Below are 14,327 nucleotides of genomic sequence, written 5' to 3'. Positions count from 1 at the left end.
GCTTTCATCGCCGGGCAACAAAAAAGCCGGCTGGAAGCCGGCTTTGCAAGAAGTGGGGCCGCGTCAGCCGATGCGGCCGAGCAGCAGGTACTCCATCAGCGCCTTCTGCACATGCATGCGGTTCTCGGCCTCGTCCCAGACCACCGACTGCGGTCCGTCGATGACCTCGGCGGCCACTTCCTCGCCACGATGCGCCGGCAGGCAATGCATGAAGAGGGCATCCGGCTTGGCGCGGGCCATCATGTCGGCGTCCACGCACCAGTCGGCGAAGGCGGCCTTGCGGGCCTCGTTCTCGGCTTCATAGCCCATGCTGGTCCAGACATCGGTCGTGACCAGGTCGGCGCCGATGCAGGCCTCGCGCGGGTCCTTGAAGACCTTGTAGCAGCCGGCGTCCTTGATGCCGGCCACGGCGGGGTCCACGCCATAGCCGCTGGGCGTGCTGACATGCACCTTGAAGCCCAGGATCTCGGCGGCCTGCAGCCAGGTGTTGGCCATGTTGTTGCCGTCACCCACCCAGGCCACGACGCGGCCCTTGAGGCAGTCCATGTCGATGGCGCCGCGGCGGTCCATGCCGCGGTTCTCGATGAAGGTGAACAGGTCGGCCAGGATCTGGCAGGGGTGGTACTCGTTGGTCAGGCCGTTGATGACCGGCACCCGCGAGTGCGCCGCGAACGCGTCGAGCTTGCTCTGCTCGAAGGTGCGGATCATGACGATGTCGACCATGCGGCTGATGACGCGGGCCGAGTCTTCCACCGGCTCGGCGCGGCCCAGCTGGCTGTCGCCCGTTGTCAGGTGCACGACGGAGCCGCCCATCTGGTACATGCCGGCCTCGAAGCTGACGCGGGTGCGCGTTGAAGCCTTCTCGAAGATCATGGCCAGCGTGCGGTCCTGCAGGGGCTGGTATTTCTCGTAGTTCTTGAAGCGGCGCTTGATGATGGCGGCGCGGTCGAACAGATGGGCGTATTCCTCGGCGCGCAGGTCCTTGAACTGCAGATAGTGGCGCATCAATGCGTCCCCCGGCTTCATGGCTTGGGCTGCGCGAGCAGCGCCTTGATCAGCGGCACGAGCAGGGCTGCGATCTGGCGAGCCTCGTCGTGCGTCAGGATCAGCGGCGGCAGCAGGCGCACGACGCGGTCGGCCGTCACGCTGATCAGGAGGCCGGCATCCAGCGCCTGGCCGAGCAGGGGGCCGGCGGAGCGGTCGAGCTCGATGCCAAGCATCAGGCCCTGGCCGCGGATCTCGACGACGCCGGACTCGCCGCTCAAGCCTTCGGCCAGCGCGGTGCGCAGCGTGGTGCCGGTGGCTTCGGCATGGGCCAGCAGGCCGTCCTCTTCCATGATCTTCAGCGTCTCGACGCCGGCGCGCATGGCCAGCGGGTTGCCGCCAAAGGTCGTGCCGTGGTTGCCGGCCTTCAGCACGTCGGCGGCGCGCGGGCCGCAGACGACGGCGCCGACCGGCACGCCCGAGCCCAGGCCCTTGGCCAGGGGCATCACGTCAGGCTTGATGTCCGCCCACTGGTGGGCGAACCACTTGCCGGTGCGGCCGATGCCGCATTGCACCTCGTCCAGCATCAGCAGCAGGTCGCGGGCATCGCAGACGCGGCGCAGGCCCTGGAGGAACTCGATGCGCGCCGGGTTGATGCCGCCTTCGCCCTGGATGGTCTCCAGGAAGATGGCGGTGATGTTGGGGTGGGCGTCCAGCGCGGCCTCGACGGCGGCGATGTCGTTGAGCTTGACGCGCACGAAACCGGGCACCAGCGGCCCGAAGCCGGCATGGATCTTGGGGTTGGCCGTCGCCGACAGCGTTGCGAGGGAGCGGCCGTGAAAGGCGCCCTCGAAGACCAGCACTTCCGGCGAGGTGTTGCCGCGGTCATGGCCGAACTTGCGGGCGATCTTCAGCGCCGCCTCGTTGGCTTCGAGTCCGCTATTGCAGAAGAAGACATTGGCCAGACCCGAAACCTCGCAGAGCTTGGCGGCGAGCTGCTCTTGCAAGGGCACGCGGTAGTAGTTGCTCGTGTGGATGAGCTTGGTGACCTGATCCTGCAGTGCGGCCACCAGGCGAGGATGGTTGTGGCCCAGCGTGTTGACCGCAATGCCGCCGAGACCGTCCAGCAATCGTCGGCCTTCCGTGTCCCAGACCCAGCAGCCCTGGCCGTGCGACAGCGCAACAGGCAGGCGGCCGTAGGTCGGCATGACATGGGGCTCGGACGAGGGCGGGACAGCGTTCATCGGGTCTCCGATTGGGTCGAGAAAAAGTGGACTTTTGATTCTAGAGTCGAGATGGGGCGATATTGCTGCGGCGCAGCAGATCGATCGGTGTCGAGGCACAATAGCGGTCTTTGACAGCGGTGCTCCGCTGTAGACGCGAAGCCCCCCTGTTCATGACCGTTGCCCCCCCGCCGCGCGAAGTCTTCATCCAAGGTCTCACTCTGGATGGACGCACCTTCCGCCCGAGCGATTGGGCGGAGCGGCTGGCCGGCGCGATGTCCTGCTTCCGCCCGGGTGGCGCACGCGGCGGCATCGGCGCCCATATCGGTTACTCGCCGTACTGCGTGCCGACCGTCATCAACGGCGTGAAGTGCGTCATCGTCAATGAAGAGCTCAAGCGCATCGAGCCGATGGCCTGGGATTTCGTCATGAACTTCGCCCGCGACAACAAGCTGCAGGTCGCGGATGCCTGCCTGCTGCCCGACGGGCCAGGCGGCAAGCCAACCGCTTGAACGCGTGGCCTCCTAGCGAGACTCCGGGGGCGCGCCCGGTCGCGGCGCCGTTATCCTCGCCGGCAATGTTTGGAAACATCCCGATCAACGCCGGCGCCACGGGCGCCACCTCCCAGCCCATGGCCACCGAGCCAGCCGCGGCTGCGGCGCCGGTCTGGGTGCTCTTGCGTGGCCTGTCGCGCGAAAGCGGGCATTGGGGCGTTTTTCCCGAGCATCTGTTGCGTGAACTGCGTGCGTTGCAGCCGGCCGCAAGGCTGGTCATGCTGGATCTCCCCGGCACCGGCGCCCTGCGCCGCCAGGCCAGCCCGACCCAGGTCTGGGCCATCGTCGAGGCCTGCCGGGAGCAACTGCAGCGCCATGGTGTGACCGGGCCGGTATCGGTGGTGGGCATGTCGCTCGGGGCGGCCGTGCTGAGCGAATGGGCGAGCCGCCATCCCAAGGAAGTCGAGGCTGGCGTGCTCATCAATCCCAGCCTGCGGCCCTTCAGCGAGTTGTTCCGCAAGCCGCGGCCGCTGAAGTATCTGGGCCTGGCCCTGCTGTCGTTGAGCCGCTTCAGCGCGCGCATGCGCGAGGAGCGCGTGCTCAGCCTGACGACGCGACTGACACCGCCGCAGGCCGTCATCGAACGCTGGGTGGAACTGCAGCGCCAGCATCCCCTGGGCGTGCGCAATACGGCGCGCCAGCTGCTGGCCAGCATGCGCTACCGCGCCAGCCGCACCCGCCCGGGCGCGCCGATGCTGCTGCTGTGCAGCAAGGCCGACAACCTGGTCGACTGGCGCTGCTCCCAGGCCATCAGTCGTGCCTGGGGCGCGCCGCTGCGCCTGCACACCAAGGCCGGCCACGACCTGCCGCTGGACGACCCGCAATGGGTTGCCCGCGCCGTCGCCGAGTGGCTGCGCGACCGCAGCATCCAGGGCGTGACCGCCGGCGAATGGCATTAGCACGAGCCCCTCGGCCAGTTCGCCGCCGCTGAACGCGGGGCGATCTGGCCGGTCCCCCGAGGGGACGGCGATGCAATCGGCTTCGAGCCGCTTGCACATCGCCCAAGGCGGGCCGGCTAGGGAGCGGCCCGGCGCCCGGCCCGCAATTGCGGCGCGGAAATGCAAAAGGCCCGCCGAAGCGGGCCTTTTGCTTGCACCAGAGCTGGATTGGTTATCAGGCGGCGAGCGCCTTGATCTTGGCGGACAGGCGGCTCTTGTGGCGAGCTGCCTTGTTCTTGTGGAAGATGCCCTTGTCAGCGACAGAGTCGATGACCGATTGGGCGGCCTTGAACAGATCGGCGGCCTTGGACTTGTCGCCGGCCGTCACGGCCTTTTGCACGTTCTTGACGACCGTGCGGAAATGGGAGCGCAGCGCAGTGTTGGCGGCGTTGAGCTTGACGTCCTGGCGGGCGCGTTTGCGGCCCGATGCCAGGCGAACCGTCTTCTTCTTGGCTTTGGAGCTGGTTGCCATGCTGTATCTATACCCAGTTGGTGCAAAGACGACGAGTATAGCCTGAAATCAGGGTTAAAGCCAAGTGTCGGCGCCGAGTATCGGAAGTGGAGTCTTTCACGACACAGATAATCCGCCGCCATGAATCTGCTGCGCGCTGCGTCGACCATCTCCCTGCTGACCCTGACCTCGCGCATCACCGGCCTTGTCCGTGAAACCATGGTGGCGGGCCTTTTCGGTGCCACGGCCATGACGGATGCCTTCCTCGTGGCGTTCCGGATTCCCAATCTGCTGCGGCGGCTGTTCGCCGAGGGCGCATTTTCCCAGGCCTTCGTGCCCTTGCTCGCGGCCACGCGGGCGACCGAGGGCGAGGAGGCGACGAAGCGCCTCATCGATGCCGTCGCCACCGTGCTGCTGTGGGCCCTGGTGGCGACATCCGTGGTGGGCGTCGTCGGCGCGCCGCTGCTGGTCTGGCTGCTCGGCTCGGGCCTGCCCAAGCCGGCCTTCGAGGCCTCCGTCGTCATGACGCGCTTCATGTTCCCCTACATCGCCTGCATGTCGATGGTGGCCCTGTCGGCCGGCATCCTGAACACCTGGCGGCGTTTTGTCGTGCCGGCGGCGACACCGGTGCTGCTCAACCTCAGCGTCGTCGCCGTCGGCTGGGCGTTGGCCGGGCCGCTGGAGCGAGCCGGCTATCCGGGCATCTATGCGATGGCCTTCGGCGTCATGCTCGGGGGCGTGCTGCAGTTGCTGGTGCAATGGCCGGCGCTGCGGGCCATCGGCGCGATGCCGCGCATGCGGCTGAGCTGGCGGGGCTTGCAGGAAGCGCGGGCCAACCCGGGCGTCGGCCGCGTCCTGCTGGGCATGGGGCCGGCGCTGCTGGGCGTGGGCGTGTCCCAGCTGTCGCTGATGATCAACACCCAGATCTCCAGCCATCTCGCCGAGGGCGCCACCTCCTGGCTGAACTACGCCGATCGCCTGATGGAATTCCCCATCGGCCTGCTGGGAGTGGCCCTCGCCGCGGTGCTGACGCCGCAGCTCTCCGCCGCCCAGGCCTCGGGCGAGACCGAGCGCTACAGCCGGCTGCTCGACTGGGGGCTGCGCATGGTCATGCTGTTCGCCTTGCCCTGCGCCGTGGCGCTGCTGGTCTTTGCTGAACCGCTGACGGCCGTGCTCTACCACCGCGGTGCCTTCACGGCGACCGACGTGACCCACACGGCGCAATCCGTGATGGGCTGGGGCGTCGGTCTGATGGGGCTGATCGCCGTCAAGGTGCTGGCGCCGGGCTTCTTCGCGCGCCAGGACACCGGCACGCCGGCCAAGATTGCCGTGGCGGTGCTGGTGCTGACGCAGGGCTTCAACCTCGTCTTCGTGCCCTGGATCGGCGTCGCCGGCCTGGCGCTGTCCATTGGCCTGGGAGCCCTGGTCAATGCCAGCTGGCTGTTCTGGGGCCTGAAGAAGCTGGGCAGCTACCGGCCCGAGCCGGGCTGGACGGCCTTTGCCGTGCGCGTGGTGCTGGGCTGCACGGCCATGGGCCTGCTGCAATGGCAGCTCGCCACGCGGCTGGATTGGCTGGCGCTGGGCGCGCACGAGTTCCAGCGTGGCCTGTTCATGGCGGCCAGCCTGGGTGCCAGCGCCGTGGTCTATTTCGCCGTGCTGCTGCTGGTCGGCATGCGGCCGCGCGCCCTGGGGCGTCCGGGTTGACGATGAAATATGCGGCGCCGACCCCGCTGGACTATTTCGCCACGCTGGTGGCGGATGACGACGGCCTGAATCTGCTGGAAGCCGCCATCAGCCTGGCCCACGACGACCATCCCCGGCTCGATGTGCAGGCCGTGCTGGCCCATGTGGACGGCCTCGCGCGCCGGCTGCGCGAGCGCATCGCGCGGGATGCCGCCCCCGTCGAGCGCCTGCGCCAGCTGACGCGCTTCTTCCATGGCGAGCTGGGCTTTGCCGGCAATCTGAACAACTACTACGCCGCCGACAACAGCTATATCCATCGCGTGCTGGAAACCCGGCGTGGCCTGCCTATCGCCCTGGCGGTACTGCTGCTGGAGCTTGCCGAGCATGCCGGGTTGCGCGCGGCTGGCGTGGCGTTCCCGGGGCACTTCCTGGTCAAGTGCAAGGTCGGCCTGGGCGAGGTGGTGCTCGATCCCTTCACCGGCGAGTCCCTGTCGCCCTCGCGGCTGGATGAACGCCTGGCCCTGTACCGCCAGGGCAGCGGCCTGCCGGACGACATGGAGCTGCCGCTGGAGTTCTTCCTGCGCGCCGCCACCAAGCGCCAGATCCTCGCCCGCATGCTGCGCAACCTGAAGGAGGTGCACCGCGCCGCCGAGGACTGGCCACGATTGCTGGCCGTGCAGCAGCGGCTGGTCGTCCTGCTGCCGGCCGACCCGGCCGAGTGCCGCGACCGTGGCCTGGTGCTGGCTTCGCTGGGCGCCTTTGCCGCCGCGGCCGAGGACCTGGGTTTCTATCTCGCCGAGCGCCCCGACGCGCCCGACGCCCCCGATCTGCGTGCCCGTCTGGCCCTGTTGCATGACCAGGCCCGCCCGCCGCTTCAGTGACAATCCGCGCCCGCCTGCCGACCACCATGATGAAGCTCAGCAAGACCCAACGCAACGCCCTGGCCTGGGGCGGTGTCGCCCTCGCCCTCGTTCTGCTGCTGTGGCTGTTGTCGCCCGTGCTGGCGCCCTTCATCACCGCTCTGGTGCTGGCCTATGCGCTGGCGCCGGCCGTGCAGGCTTTGGTCAACCGACGCGTGCCGCGCGTGCTCGCCGTGCTGATCGTCGAGCTGCTGTTCGCGATGGTCCTGCTGGCCCTGGTGCTGCTGGTGCTGCCCATCCTCAGCAAGGAGCTGCCGGCCCTGCGCGAGCAGATCCCGGCACTGGCCAAGCTGGCCAACGACAAGCTCTCGCCCTGGCTGGCCCAGCATGGCATCTACATGCAGCTCGACCCGGCCAGCATCAAGGCCTTCGTGCTGAAGTATCTGGATGCGAATCTGGAGGAATGGCTGGCGACGGCGCTGAGCTCGGCCCGCATCGGCGGCAGCTTCCTGCTCGCCTTCATCGGCAACGCGGTGCTGCTGCCGGTCGTGCTGTTCTACCTGCTGGACGATTGGCCCAGCCTCGTCGAGCGCATGCGCGCCCTGGTGCCGCCAGCTGCGCGTGAATCGGTGGGCAGCTTCCTCGACGAATGCCACGAGACGCTGGGCCAGTACCTGCGCGGCCAGTTGCTGGTGATGGGCGCGCTGGCTGTTTTCTACAGTGTCGGCCTGGCGCTGGCGCGCTTCGACCTGGCCCTGCCCATCGGCGTCTTCACGGGCCTGGCCGTTTTCATTCCCTACCTGGGCTTCGGCCTGGGCCTGGTGCTGGCCCTGCTGGCCGGGCTGCTGCAGTTCGCCAGCTTCTATGGCGTCATTGCCGTGGTCATCGTCTTCGGTGTCGGCCAGTTGCTGGAGAGCTTCGTGCTGACGCCGCGCTTCGTCGGCGAGCGCATCGGCATGAGCCCGCTGATGGTCATCTTCGCGCTGCTGGCCTTCGGCCACCTGCTGGGCTTCGTCGGCGTGCTGATCGCGCTGCCGCTGTCGGCCGTGGCGGCCGTGGCCGTCAAGCGTCTGCACAAGGCCTACCTCGCCAGCTCGCTGTTCCGCTGATCCGTCCATGAGGCAGATTCCCCTCGCGCTGCTGGCGCCGCCCGCGCACAGCTTCGACAACTTCCTGCCCGGCGCCAATGCCGAGGCCCTGGCCTATCTGGCGGGCCTGATGCCTGGCGACCCGCCCGTGCTGCTCTGGGGAGCGACTGGCGCGGGCAAGACCCATCTGCTGCAGGCCCTGGCCGAGCGCTGGCAGGCGGCAGGGCAGCGCGTCGCCTGGTACGACGCCGACACCGCCTTGCCCTGGGAGCTGCCGGCCCATGAGAGCCTGCTGCTGCTGGACGACTGCCAGCGCTTCGACGCTGGCCAGCAGCATGCGGCCTTCGCGCTGTTTGTCGCGTCGGCAGGGCAGGGCTATACCGTTGTTGCGACCGCGGACGCGCCGGCCGTCGACCTGGCCGTGCGCGAGGATCTGCGCACCCGCCTGGGCTGGGGGCCGAGCTTCGCGCTCGAACCCCTGCGCGAGGCCGAGATGCGCGCCGTGCTGCGCCGCGAGGCTGACCGCCGTGGCCTGCTGCTGGGCGACGAAGTGCTGTCCTATCTGCTGACGCGCTTCGAGCGCAATCTCAAGGGCCTGATGGCTTTGCTGGAGCGCCTGGACGAGTTCGCCATGGCCAGCAAACGGGCGCTGACCTTGCCCTTGTTGAAGGCCATGCTGGCCGACGAAAAAATAGACTCTGACCCCAATTTATGAATCTCACGCTGTTTGATCTGGACGGGACGCTGATCCCCATCGATTCCGACCATTCCTTCGGCGCCTTCATGGTCGAGGTGGGCTGGGTCGACGGCGAGGTCTGGGGAGCGCGCAACGATGAGTTCTTCGCCCAGTACAACGCCGGCACGCTGGACCTGCCGGCCTATGTCGATTTCGCGACCTCGGCCTTCCGGAGCAGGCCGCTCGAAGAGGCCCTGGCCATGCGTGAACGCTTCATGGCCGAGGTCATGCAGCCGGCACTGCGACCCGAGGCCATGGCCCTGGTCGAGAAGCACCGCGCGGCGGGCGATCTCATCGCGCTGGTCACGGCGACCAACGAGTTCGTCACCACGCCATTTGCCGAGGCCTTCGGCATCGAGCATCTCATCGCCGTCCAACTGGAGCGTGACGCCGAGCGCTACACCGGCGCCATCCGCGGCGTGCCGAGCTTCCGAGAGGGCAAGATCGCGCGTGTTGAGAGCTGGTTGCAGGGCTTGGGGGCACAATGGCGCGATTTCGAGCGCGTGAGCTTCTACAGCGACTCGACCAACGACCTGCCCCTGCTCGAACGCGTCAGCCACCCGGTGGCGACCAATCCCAGCCCGACGCTCGCCGCCATTGCCGCCGAACGGGGCTGGCCCCAGTTGCACCTCTTCGCATGATCAAAAAGTTCATCGACAAGCTGCTCGGCAAGCCCGCCGCAGCGCCCAAGAAGACCAGCCCTCTGGGCAAGCGGGTCGAGATCACCGCCGATGTCCACGGCATCAATCCCGATCTGCTCGATGAACGCGCTGTCAAGGTCGTCAAGACGCTGACGGACGCCGGCTTCGAGGCCTATATCGTCGGTGGCGCCGTGCGCGACCTGCTGCTGAGCATGCGGCCCAAGGACTTCGACGTCGCCACCAACGCGACGCCCGAGCAGGTCAAGGGCCTGTTCCGCCGCGCCTTCATCATCGGCCGGCGTTTCCGCATCGTCCACGTCGTCTATGGCCGCGGCCGCGAGCACGAGGTCATCGAGGTCTCGACCTTCCGTGCCCTGCCGACCGAATCCGAGGCTGTCGCCGGCAACGAGAAGACGGCCAAGGCAGAACTCGACGGCAAGCATCACGCCGTCGATGCCAGCGGCCGCGTGCTGCGCGACAACGTCTGGGGCCCGCAGATCGAGGATGCCGCCCGCCGCGACTACACGGTCAACGCGATGTACTACGACCCGCAGCGCCAGTTGGTCGTGGACTATCACGGCGGCCTGGCCGATGCCAAGGCCAAGCTGCTGCGCATGATCGGCGACCCCGAGACGCGCTACCGCGAAGACCCGGTCCGCATCATCCGCGCCGTGCGCTTTGCGGCCAAGCTGGGCTTCACGCTGGAGCCCAAGACGCTGGCACCGGTGAAAACCTCGTCGGCCCTGCTGGCCAATGTGCCGGCCTCGCGCCTCTTCGACGAGATGATCAAGCTGCTGCAGACCGGTCATTCCCTGGCCAGCATCGCGCAGCTGAAGAAACTTGGCCTGGGCCGCGGCGTGTTCGCGGTGCTGGACGCCATGCTGACCGAGACCGGTGACCTGCATGAAGGCGTGCGCGGCAACTTCGTGCGCCAGGCCTTCGAGGACACCGATCGCCGCGTCAACGAAGGCCGCGGCGTCAGCCCCAGCTTCATGCTGGCCTGCATGCTCTGGTACGAGGTGCTGGACCGCTGGACCAAGATCCGCAACGGCGGCGAGCCGGCCGTGCCGGCCCTGGCCCAGGCCATCGATGCCGTCTTTGACGCCCGCATCGGCGACATCTCCGGCCGCGGCAAGCTGGCCGCCGACATGCGCGAGATCTGGATGATGCAGACCCGCTTCGAGCGCCGCAGCGGCTCGGGCGTCTTCAGCCTCATCGAGCAGCCGCGCTACCGCGCCGGCTTCGACTTCCTGCGTCTGCGCGCCGATGTCGGCGAGATCGACCCCAGCCTGGCCGACTGGTGGGAGGACTTTGCACTGGGCAGCGATGACGACCGCCAGGCCCTGCTGGCCGATGCCCGCGCCAGCCAGCAGAAGCAGCCCCGCGTCGTGCGCGCGCCGCGTCCGGAGGCGCCCGAAGGCGAAGAGGCCGAGCCGGCCGCCGCCGATGCCCCGGCCAAGAAGCGCCGCCGGCGTCGCCGCAAGCCCGGCGGAGGTGGGGAGGGCGCCGCCGCCCCGGCGCCCGCCGCCGAGTGACTTCCCGGGCCTACATCGGCCTGGGTGCCAATCTCGGCGCCGATCTCTGCGCGACCCTGACCCAGGCCGCCCTGCACCTCGCGGCCTTGCCCGACACGCGGGTCACGGCCCTGTCCAGCGCCTGGCGCAGCGCGCCGGTGGATGCCGGCGGGCCGGACTTCCTCAATGCCGTCGCGGCCCTGGACACCGTCCTGCCGCCCCTCGAGCTGCTGGATGCCCTGCAGGCCATCGAGCTGGCCCACGGCCGCGAGCGCCCCTACCGCAACGCGCCGCGCACCCTCGATCTCGACCTGCTGCTCTACGGCGACCTGCGCCTCGACACGCCCCGCCTGACGCTGCCTCACCCGCGCCTGGGCGAGCGCGCCTTCGTGTTGCGCCCGCTGCTGGAGATCGCGCCCGAACTGGCGCCTCTCGCCGCGGGCGATGCCTGGCGCACCCAGCGCATCGAGCGCCTCGGCCCTCTCTCCCTCTGACCGGAAATTGCCATGTTCTCGACCCTCGCCGGCTGGCAGACCGTGGGACTGCTGCTGCTGTCCAACGTCTTCATGACCTTTGCCTGGTATGGCCACCTGAAGGGGCTGTCGACCAAGGCCTGGTGGATCGCCGCACTGATCAGCTGGGGCATCGCGCTGTTCGAATACCTGCTGCAGGTGCCGGCCAACCGCATCGGCCATGGGGCCGGTTTCAGCCTCGCCCAGCTCAAGATCACCCAGGAAGTCATCACGCTGGCGGTCTTTGTGCCCTTCGCCGTCTGGTACATGGGCGAGCCCATCAAGCTCGATTTCCTGTGGGCCGGGCTGTGCCTGATGGGGGCCGTCTACTTCATCTTCAGGTCAGCTTGATGACGATTGGGTGACGGCGCCCGGTAAACTCCGCCCCTTCGAGAAATCCAAGGATGGCCATGTTGTTTGGCAAGCTGCTGCCCCGTGAGGGCAATTTTTTTGAGCTGTTCAATGAGCACGGCGGATTCATTCTGGAGGGCGCGCGCGCCTTCCAGAAGATGATCGAGAACTATGCCGACCCGGCGCTGCGCCAGCAGTACGCCGACGAAGTCGACAAGGCCGAGCATGCTGCCGACAGGGTCACCGCCGAGGTGAACCGGCTGCTGCACCGCACCTTCATCACGCCCATCGACCGCGAGCAGATCCATGGCCTGATCAATGCGATGGACGACATCCTGGATCTGCTGCAGGACTCGTCCGAGACGCTTTCGCTGTACGACGTGCGCACCGTGCCCGAGCAGGTGTTGCAGCTGTGCACGCTGTCCGTGCGCTGCTGCGAGCGCGTGCAGCATGCCGTGACCCTGCTGCCCAACCTCAGCAAGCCCGCCACGACCGAGGCCGCGCTGAAGACCTGCGAGGAGATCGACCGCCTCGAGTCCGATGCCGACCGCGTCATGCGCTCGGCCATGTCCCGCCTGTTCCGCGAACAGGAGGACGTGCGCGAGCTGATCAAGCTCAAGGCGATCTACGAACAGCTCGAGTCGATCTCCGACCGCTGCGAGGACGTGGCCAACCTGATCGAGGGCATCGTCCTCGAGAACTCCTGATCAGGCGCTTCCATGGCATCCGCTGAGATCGCCTTCTGGGTGGTGGCCCTGCTCGTCGTGCTGGCCCTGCTGTTCGACTTCATGAACGGCTTCCACGACGCGGCCAATTCCATCGCCACCGTTGTTTCCACCGGCGTGCTGAAGCCTCAGCAGGCCGTGCTGTTCGCGGCCTTCTTCAACGTCGTTGCCATCCTGTTCTTCCAGCTCAAGGTGGCCGCCACCATTGGCAAGGGCATCGTCGAACCGGGCATCGTCGACCATCACGTCGTTTTCGGTGCGCTGATAGGCGCCATTGTCTGGAACGTCGTCACCTGGTGGTGGGGCATCCCGTCCAGCTCCTCGCATGCGCTGATCGGCGGCATCGTTGGTGCCGTTGTCGCCAAGGCAGGCCCGCAGGCCCTGGTCGCCGGTGGCATCTGGAAGACGGTGGCCTTCATCATCGTCTCGCCGCTGCTGGGCTTCCTGCTCGGCTCGCTGATGATGGTGCTGGTCGCCTGGATATGCAGGCACAAGTCACCGATACGAATAGACCGCTGGTTCCGGCGGCTGCAGCTCGTGTCGGCCGGCCTGTACAGCCTGGGGCACGGCGGCAACGACGCGCAGAAGACCATCGGCCTGATCTGGATGCTGCTGATCGCCGCCGGCATGGTCAGCGTGGGCGACAGCGCGCCGCCGAGCTGGGTCATCGTGTCCTGCTACGTCGCCATCGGCCTGGGCACGATGTTCGGCGGCTGGCGCATCGTGCAGACCATGGGTCAGCGCATCACCAAGCTCAAGCCGGTGGGCGGCTTCTGCGCCGAAACGGGCGGAGCCATCACGCTCTTCCTGGCGACGGCGCTGGGCATCCCGGTGTCCACCACCCACACCATCACCGGTGCCATCGTCGGCGTCGGCTCGGTGCAGCGCGCGTCTGCCGTGCGCTGGGGCGTGGCCGGCAACATCGTCTGGGCCTGGATCTTCACCATCCCGGCCGCGGCTCTGATGGCCGGCGTCTGCTACTGGGTCAGCTTCATTCTTTATTGACCGGCCTGGGACTCGAAGTAGCGCTGGGCGCTGAAGGCGATGGTCGCCATCAGCGCCGTGCCGCCGAACAGCAGGCACAGCACGACGCCGATGACGGCCGGCCAGCCGCCCGTGCTGGCCGGCCGGCCGGCGTTGAAGCGCTCATTCCAGCGTTCATCCGGCATCAGCCCGTAGATGATGCCGCCCAGCAGGGCGGCGACGAGGCTCAGGCCCAGCAGCGGAATGAGCGCCCAGGCCAGGCGGTCGTCCTGGCCCAGCTGGTCCATGCGCTGCACGCCGACGAGGCCGAGCAGGGTGGGCAGCGGCAAGAGCCAGGCCCAGCGGTCCTTGAGGCCGTGCAGATAGAAGCGGTGCGCACCGAAAACGCCGACCAGCAGGGCCAGCCAGGTCGCAACGGCCTTGTGCTTGGTGCCGGTGCTCATTCGGCTGCGGCGCTGTCGCCCAGGCCGAGGGTGCGCTGCATCAGCACGACATCCAGCCAGCGGCCGAACTTCCAGCCGGCGCTCTTCAGCACCCCGGTGTGCTGGAAGCCCAGAGCGGTGTGCACGCCGACCGAGCCGGCATTCGCTGCATCGCCGATGACGGCGAGCATCTGGCGGGCCCCGGCGGCCTCGCAGCGTGCCATCAGTTCGGCCAGCAGCAGGCGGCCCGCGCCCTGGCCCTGGGCGGCGGGCGACAGGTAGATGGAGTCCTCGACGCAGAAACGGTAGGCGAGGCGAGGGCGGAAGTAGTTGGCATAGGCATAGCCCAGCACCTCGCCACCGCGCTCGGCCACCAGCCAGGGCAGGTTGCGGCCCAGCACCTCGGCGCGGCGGCGGGCCATCTCGTCGACCGTCGGCACCTCGGTTTCAAAGGTGCCGGTGCCCTCCAGCACGGCCTGGGCGTAGATGGCCTGGATGGCCGGCAGATCGGCGTCGGTGCTGGGGCGGATGGTCAAGGGCAAGGCGGGGGCGGCGGACTGTGACATTTGTCGGTTTTGAGAACTGCTCAAGAGGTACTTGATCGAGTTTATAATGCTCGGTTTTCGGCACTGGTCGCAGATGGCTGCGGCGTATCTACAGT

General features: G+C 67.9%; 17 protein-coding genes. 12 read left to right on the top strand and 5 right to left on the bottom strand.

Going from position 1 to position 14,327, the window contains the following annotated elements; genetic code table 11:
• Positions 1 to 63: 63 nt before the first annotated feature.
• Both argF and AC07OY_RS28625 read right to left on the bottom strand, forming a co-directional pair.
• Positions 64 to 1,026: an ornithine carbamoyltransferase gene (argF, locus tag AC07OY_RS28630; protein WP_495046011.1), complete on the bottom strand. Its 963-nt coding sequence runs from the start codon at positions 1,024 to 1,026 to the stop codon at positions 64 to 66.
• Complete coding sequence (locus AC07OY_RS28625; RefSeq protein WP_495046010.1) at positions 1,023 to 2,228, bottom strand: aspartate aminotransferase family protein; 1,206 nt, start codon at positions 2,226 to 2,228, stop codon at positions 1,023 to 1,025. The genes argF and AC07OY_RS28625 overlap by 4 nt, the downstream gene beginning before the upstream one ends.
• 152 nt (positions 2,229 to 2,380) lie before the next feature.
• Between AC07OY_RS28625 and AC07OY_RS28620 the strand changes: the two genes are divergently transcribed.
• Positions 2,381 to 2,719: a DUF3579 domain-containing protein gene (locus AC07OY_RS28620; protein ID WP_495046009.1), complete on the top strand. Its 339-nt coding sequence runs from the start codon at positions 2,381 to 2,383 to the stop codon at positions 2,717 to 2,719.
• Positions 2,720 to 2,784: 65 nt separating this feature from the next.
• A complete protein-coding gene (locus AC07OY_RS28615; RefSeq protein WP_495046008.1) occupies positions 2,785 to 3,660 on the top strand; it encodes an alpha/beta fold hydrolase in 876 nt (291 codons plus the stop codon).
• A gap of 214 nt (positions 3,661 to 3,874) precedes the next feature.
• On the opposite strand, the gene rpsT is transcribed toward AC07OY_RS28615, so the two are convergent.
• Complete coding sequence (rpsT, locus tag AC07OY_RS28610; protein WP_495046007.1) at positions 3,875 to 4,171, bottom strand: 30S ribosomal protein S20; 297 nt, start codon at positions 4,169 to 4,171, stop codon at positions 3,875 to 3,877.
• 120 nt (positions 4,172 to 4,291) lie between these two features.
• Between rpsT and murJ the strand changes: the two genes are divergently transcribed.
• From murJ to AC07OY_RS28560, 10 genes are read left to right on the top strand one after another with little or no spacing between them, the layout of a single operon-like run.
• Entirely contained in the window at positions 4,292 to 5,854 is a 1,563-nt protein-coding gene (gene murJ / locus AC07OY_RS28605) for a murein biosynthesis integral membrane protein MurJ (protein ID WP_495046006.1), read from the top strand.
• A 2-nt stretch (positions 5,855 to 5,856) separates the two neighbouring features.
• The gene (locus tag AC07OY_RS28600; RefSeq protein WP_495046005.1) at positions 5,857 to 6,714 is read left to right on the top strand and encodes a SirB1 family protein; all 858 of its coding nucleotides are present in this window, start codon (positions 5,857 to 5,859) and stop codon (positions 6,712 to 6,714) included.
• Positions 6,711 to 7,802: an AI-2E family transporter gene (locus AC07OY_RS28595; RefSeq protein ID WP_495046004.1), complete on the top strand. Its 1,092-nt coding sequence runs from the start codon at positions 6,711 to 6,713 to the stop codon at positions 7,800 to 7,802. The genes AC07OY_RS28600 and AC07OY_RS28595 overlap by 4 nt, the downstream gene beginning before the upstream one ends.
• A gap of 7 nt (positions 7,803 to 7,809) precedes the next feature.
• Complete coding sequence (locus AC07OY_RS28590; protein ID WP_495046003.1) at positions 7,810 to 8,496, top strand: HdaA/DnaA family protein; 687 nt, start codon at positions 7,810 to 7,812, stop codon at positions 8,494 to 8,496.
• Complete coding sequence (locus AC07OY_RS28585; RefSeq protein ID WP_495046002.1) at positions 8,493 to 9,158, top strand: histidinol-phosphatase; 666 nt, start codon at positions 8,493 to 8,495, stop codon at positions 9,156 to 9,158. The genes AC07OY_RS28590 and AC07OY_RS28585 overlap by 4 nt, the downstream gene beginning before the upstream one ends.
• Entirely contained in the window at positions 9,155 to 10,693 is a 1,539-nt protein-coding gene (gene pcnB, locus AC07OY_RS28580) for a polynucleotide adenylyltransferase PcnB (protein ID WP_495046001.1), read from the top strand. The genes AC07OY_RS28585 and pcnB overlap by 4 nt, the downstream gene beginning before the upstream one ends.
• Positions 10,690 to 11,166: a 2-amino-4-hydroxy-6-hydroxymethyldihydropteridine diphosphokinase gene (gene folK, locus AC07OY_RS28575; RefSeq protein ID WP_495046000.1), complete on the top strand. Its 477-nt coding sequence runs from the start codon at positions 10,690 to 10,692 to the stop codon at positions 11,164 to 11,166. Before pcnB ends, folK begins: the two co-directional genes overlap by 4 nt.
• 12 nt (positions 11,167 to 11,178) lie before the next feature.
• Positions 11,179 to 11,535: a DMT family protein gene (locus tag AC07OY_RS28570; protein WP_495045999.1), complete on the top strand. Its 357-nt coding sequence runs from the start codon at positions 11,179 to 11,181 to the stop codon at positions 11,533 to 11,535.
• Positions 11,536 to 11,594: 59 nt separating this feature from the next.
• Complete coding sequence (locus tag AC07OY_RS28565) at positions 11,595 to 12,242, top strand: DUF47 domain-containing protein (protein WP_495046069.1); 648 nt, start codon at positions 11,595 to 11,597, stop codon at positions 12,240 to 12,242.
• Between the two features lie 12 nt (positions 12,243 to 12,254).
• Entirely contained in the window at positions 12,255 to 13,265 is a 1,011-nt protein-coding gene (locus AC07OY_RS28560; RefSeq protein ID WP_495045998.1) for an inorganic phosphate transporter, read from the top strand.
• Here the strand turns inward: AC07OY_RS28560 and AC07OY_RS28555 are convergent.
• Positions 13,259 to 13,687, bottom strand: a complete 429-nt coding sequence (locus AC07OY_RS28555; protein ID WP_495045997.1) for a TM2 domain-containing protein — start codon at positions 13,685 to 13,687, stop codon at positions 13,259 to 13,261. The genes AC07OY_RS28560 and AC07OY_RS28555 overlap by 7 nt on opposite strands.
• A complete protein-coding gene (locus AC07OY_RS28550) occupies positions 13,684 to 14,232 on the bottom strand; it encodes a GNAT family N-acetyltransferase (protein WP_495045996.1) in 549 nt (182 codons plus the stop codon). Before AC07OY_RS28550 ends, AC07OY_RS28555 begins: the two co-directional genes overlap by 4 nt.
• Positions 14,233 to 14,327: the final 95 nt, after the last annotated feature.

It is taken from the genome of Roseateles sp. GW821-FHT09H10, from assembly GCF_059415865.1.
This window is presented reverse-complemented; position numbering and strand designations above follow the sequence as displayed.

What these genes read in the sequence shown, in the direction of transcription:
- argF (WP_495046011.1), bottom strand. Translation starts at nt 1,026, where the DNA reads ATGAAGCCGGGGGACGCATTGATGCGCCACTATCTGCAGTTCAAGGAC.
- AC07OY_RS28625 (WP_495046010.1), bottom strand. Translation starts at nt 2,228, where the DNA reads ATGAACGCTGTCCCGCCCTCGTCCGAGCCCCATGTCATGCCGACCTAC.
- AC07OY_RS28620 (WP_495046009.1), top strand. Translation starts at nt 2,381, where the DNA reads ATGACCGTTGCCCCCCCGCCGCGCGAAGTCTTCATCCAAGGTCTCACT.
- AC07OY_RS28615 (WP_495046008.1), top strand. Translation starts at nt 2,785, where the DNA reads ATGTTTGGAAACATCCCGATCAACGCCGGCGCCACGGGCGCCACCTCC.
- rpsT (WP_495046007.1), bottom strand. Translation starts at nt 4,171, where the DNA reads ATGGCAACCAGCTCCAAAGCCAAGAAGAAGACGGTTCGCCTGGCATCG.
- murJ (WP_495046006.1), top strand. Translation starts at nt 4,292, where the DNA reads ATGAATCTGCTGCGCGCTGCGTCGACCATCTCCCTGCTGACCCTGACC.
- AC07OY_RS28600 (WP_495046005.1), top strand. Translation starts at nt 5,857, where the DNA reads ATGAAATATGCGGCGCCGACCCCGCTGGACTATTTCGCCACGCTGGTG.
- AC07OY_RS28590 (WP_495046003.1), top strand. Translation starts at nt 7,810, where the DNA reads ATGAGGCAGATTCCCCTCGCGCTGCTGGCGCCGCCCGCGCACAGCTTC.
- AC07OY_RS28585 (WP_495046002.1), top strand. Translation starts at nt 8,493, where the DNA reads ATGAATCTCACGCTGTTTGATCTGGACGGGACGCTGATCCCCATCGAT.
- pcnB (WP_495046001.1), top strand. Translation starts at nt 9,155, where the DNA reads ATGATCAAAAAGTTCATCGACAAGCTGCTCGGCAAGCCCGCCGCAGCG.
- AC07OY_RS28570 (WP_495045999.1), top strand. Translation starts at nt 11,179, where the DNA reads ATGTTCTCGACCCTCGCCGGCTGGCAGACCGTGGGACTGCTGCTGCTG.
- AC07OY_RS28565 (WP_495046069.1), top strand. Translation starts at nt 11,595, where the DNA reads ATGTTGTTTGGCAAGCTGCTGCCCCGTGAGGGCAATTTTTTTGAGCTG.
- AC07OY_RS28560 (WP_495045998.1), top strand. Translation starts at nt 12,255, where the DNA reads ATGGCATCCGCTGAGATCGCCTTCTGGGTGGTGGCCCTGCTCGTCGTG.
- AC07OY_RS28555 (WP_495045997.1), bottom strand. Translation starts at nt 13,687, where the DNA reads ATGAGCACCGGCACCAAGCACAAGGCCGTTGCGACCTGGCTGGCCCTG.
- AC07OY_RS28550 (WP_495045996.1), bottom strand. Translation starts at nt 14,232, where the DNA reads ATGTCACAGTCCGCCGCCCCCGCCTTGCCCTTGACCATCCGCCCCAGC.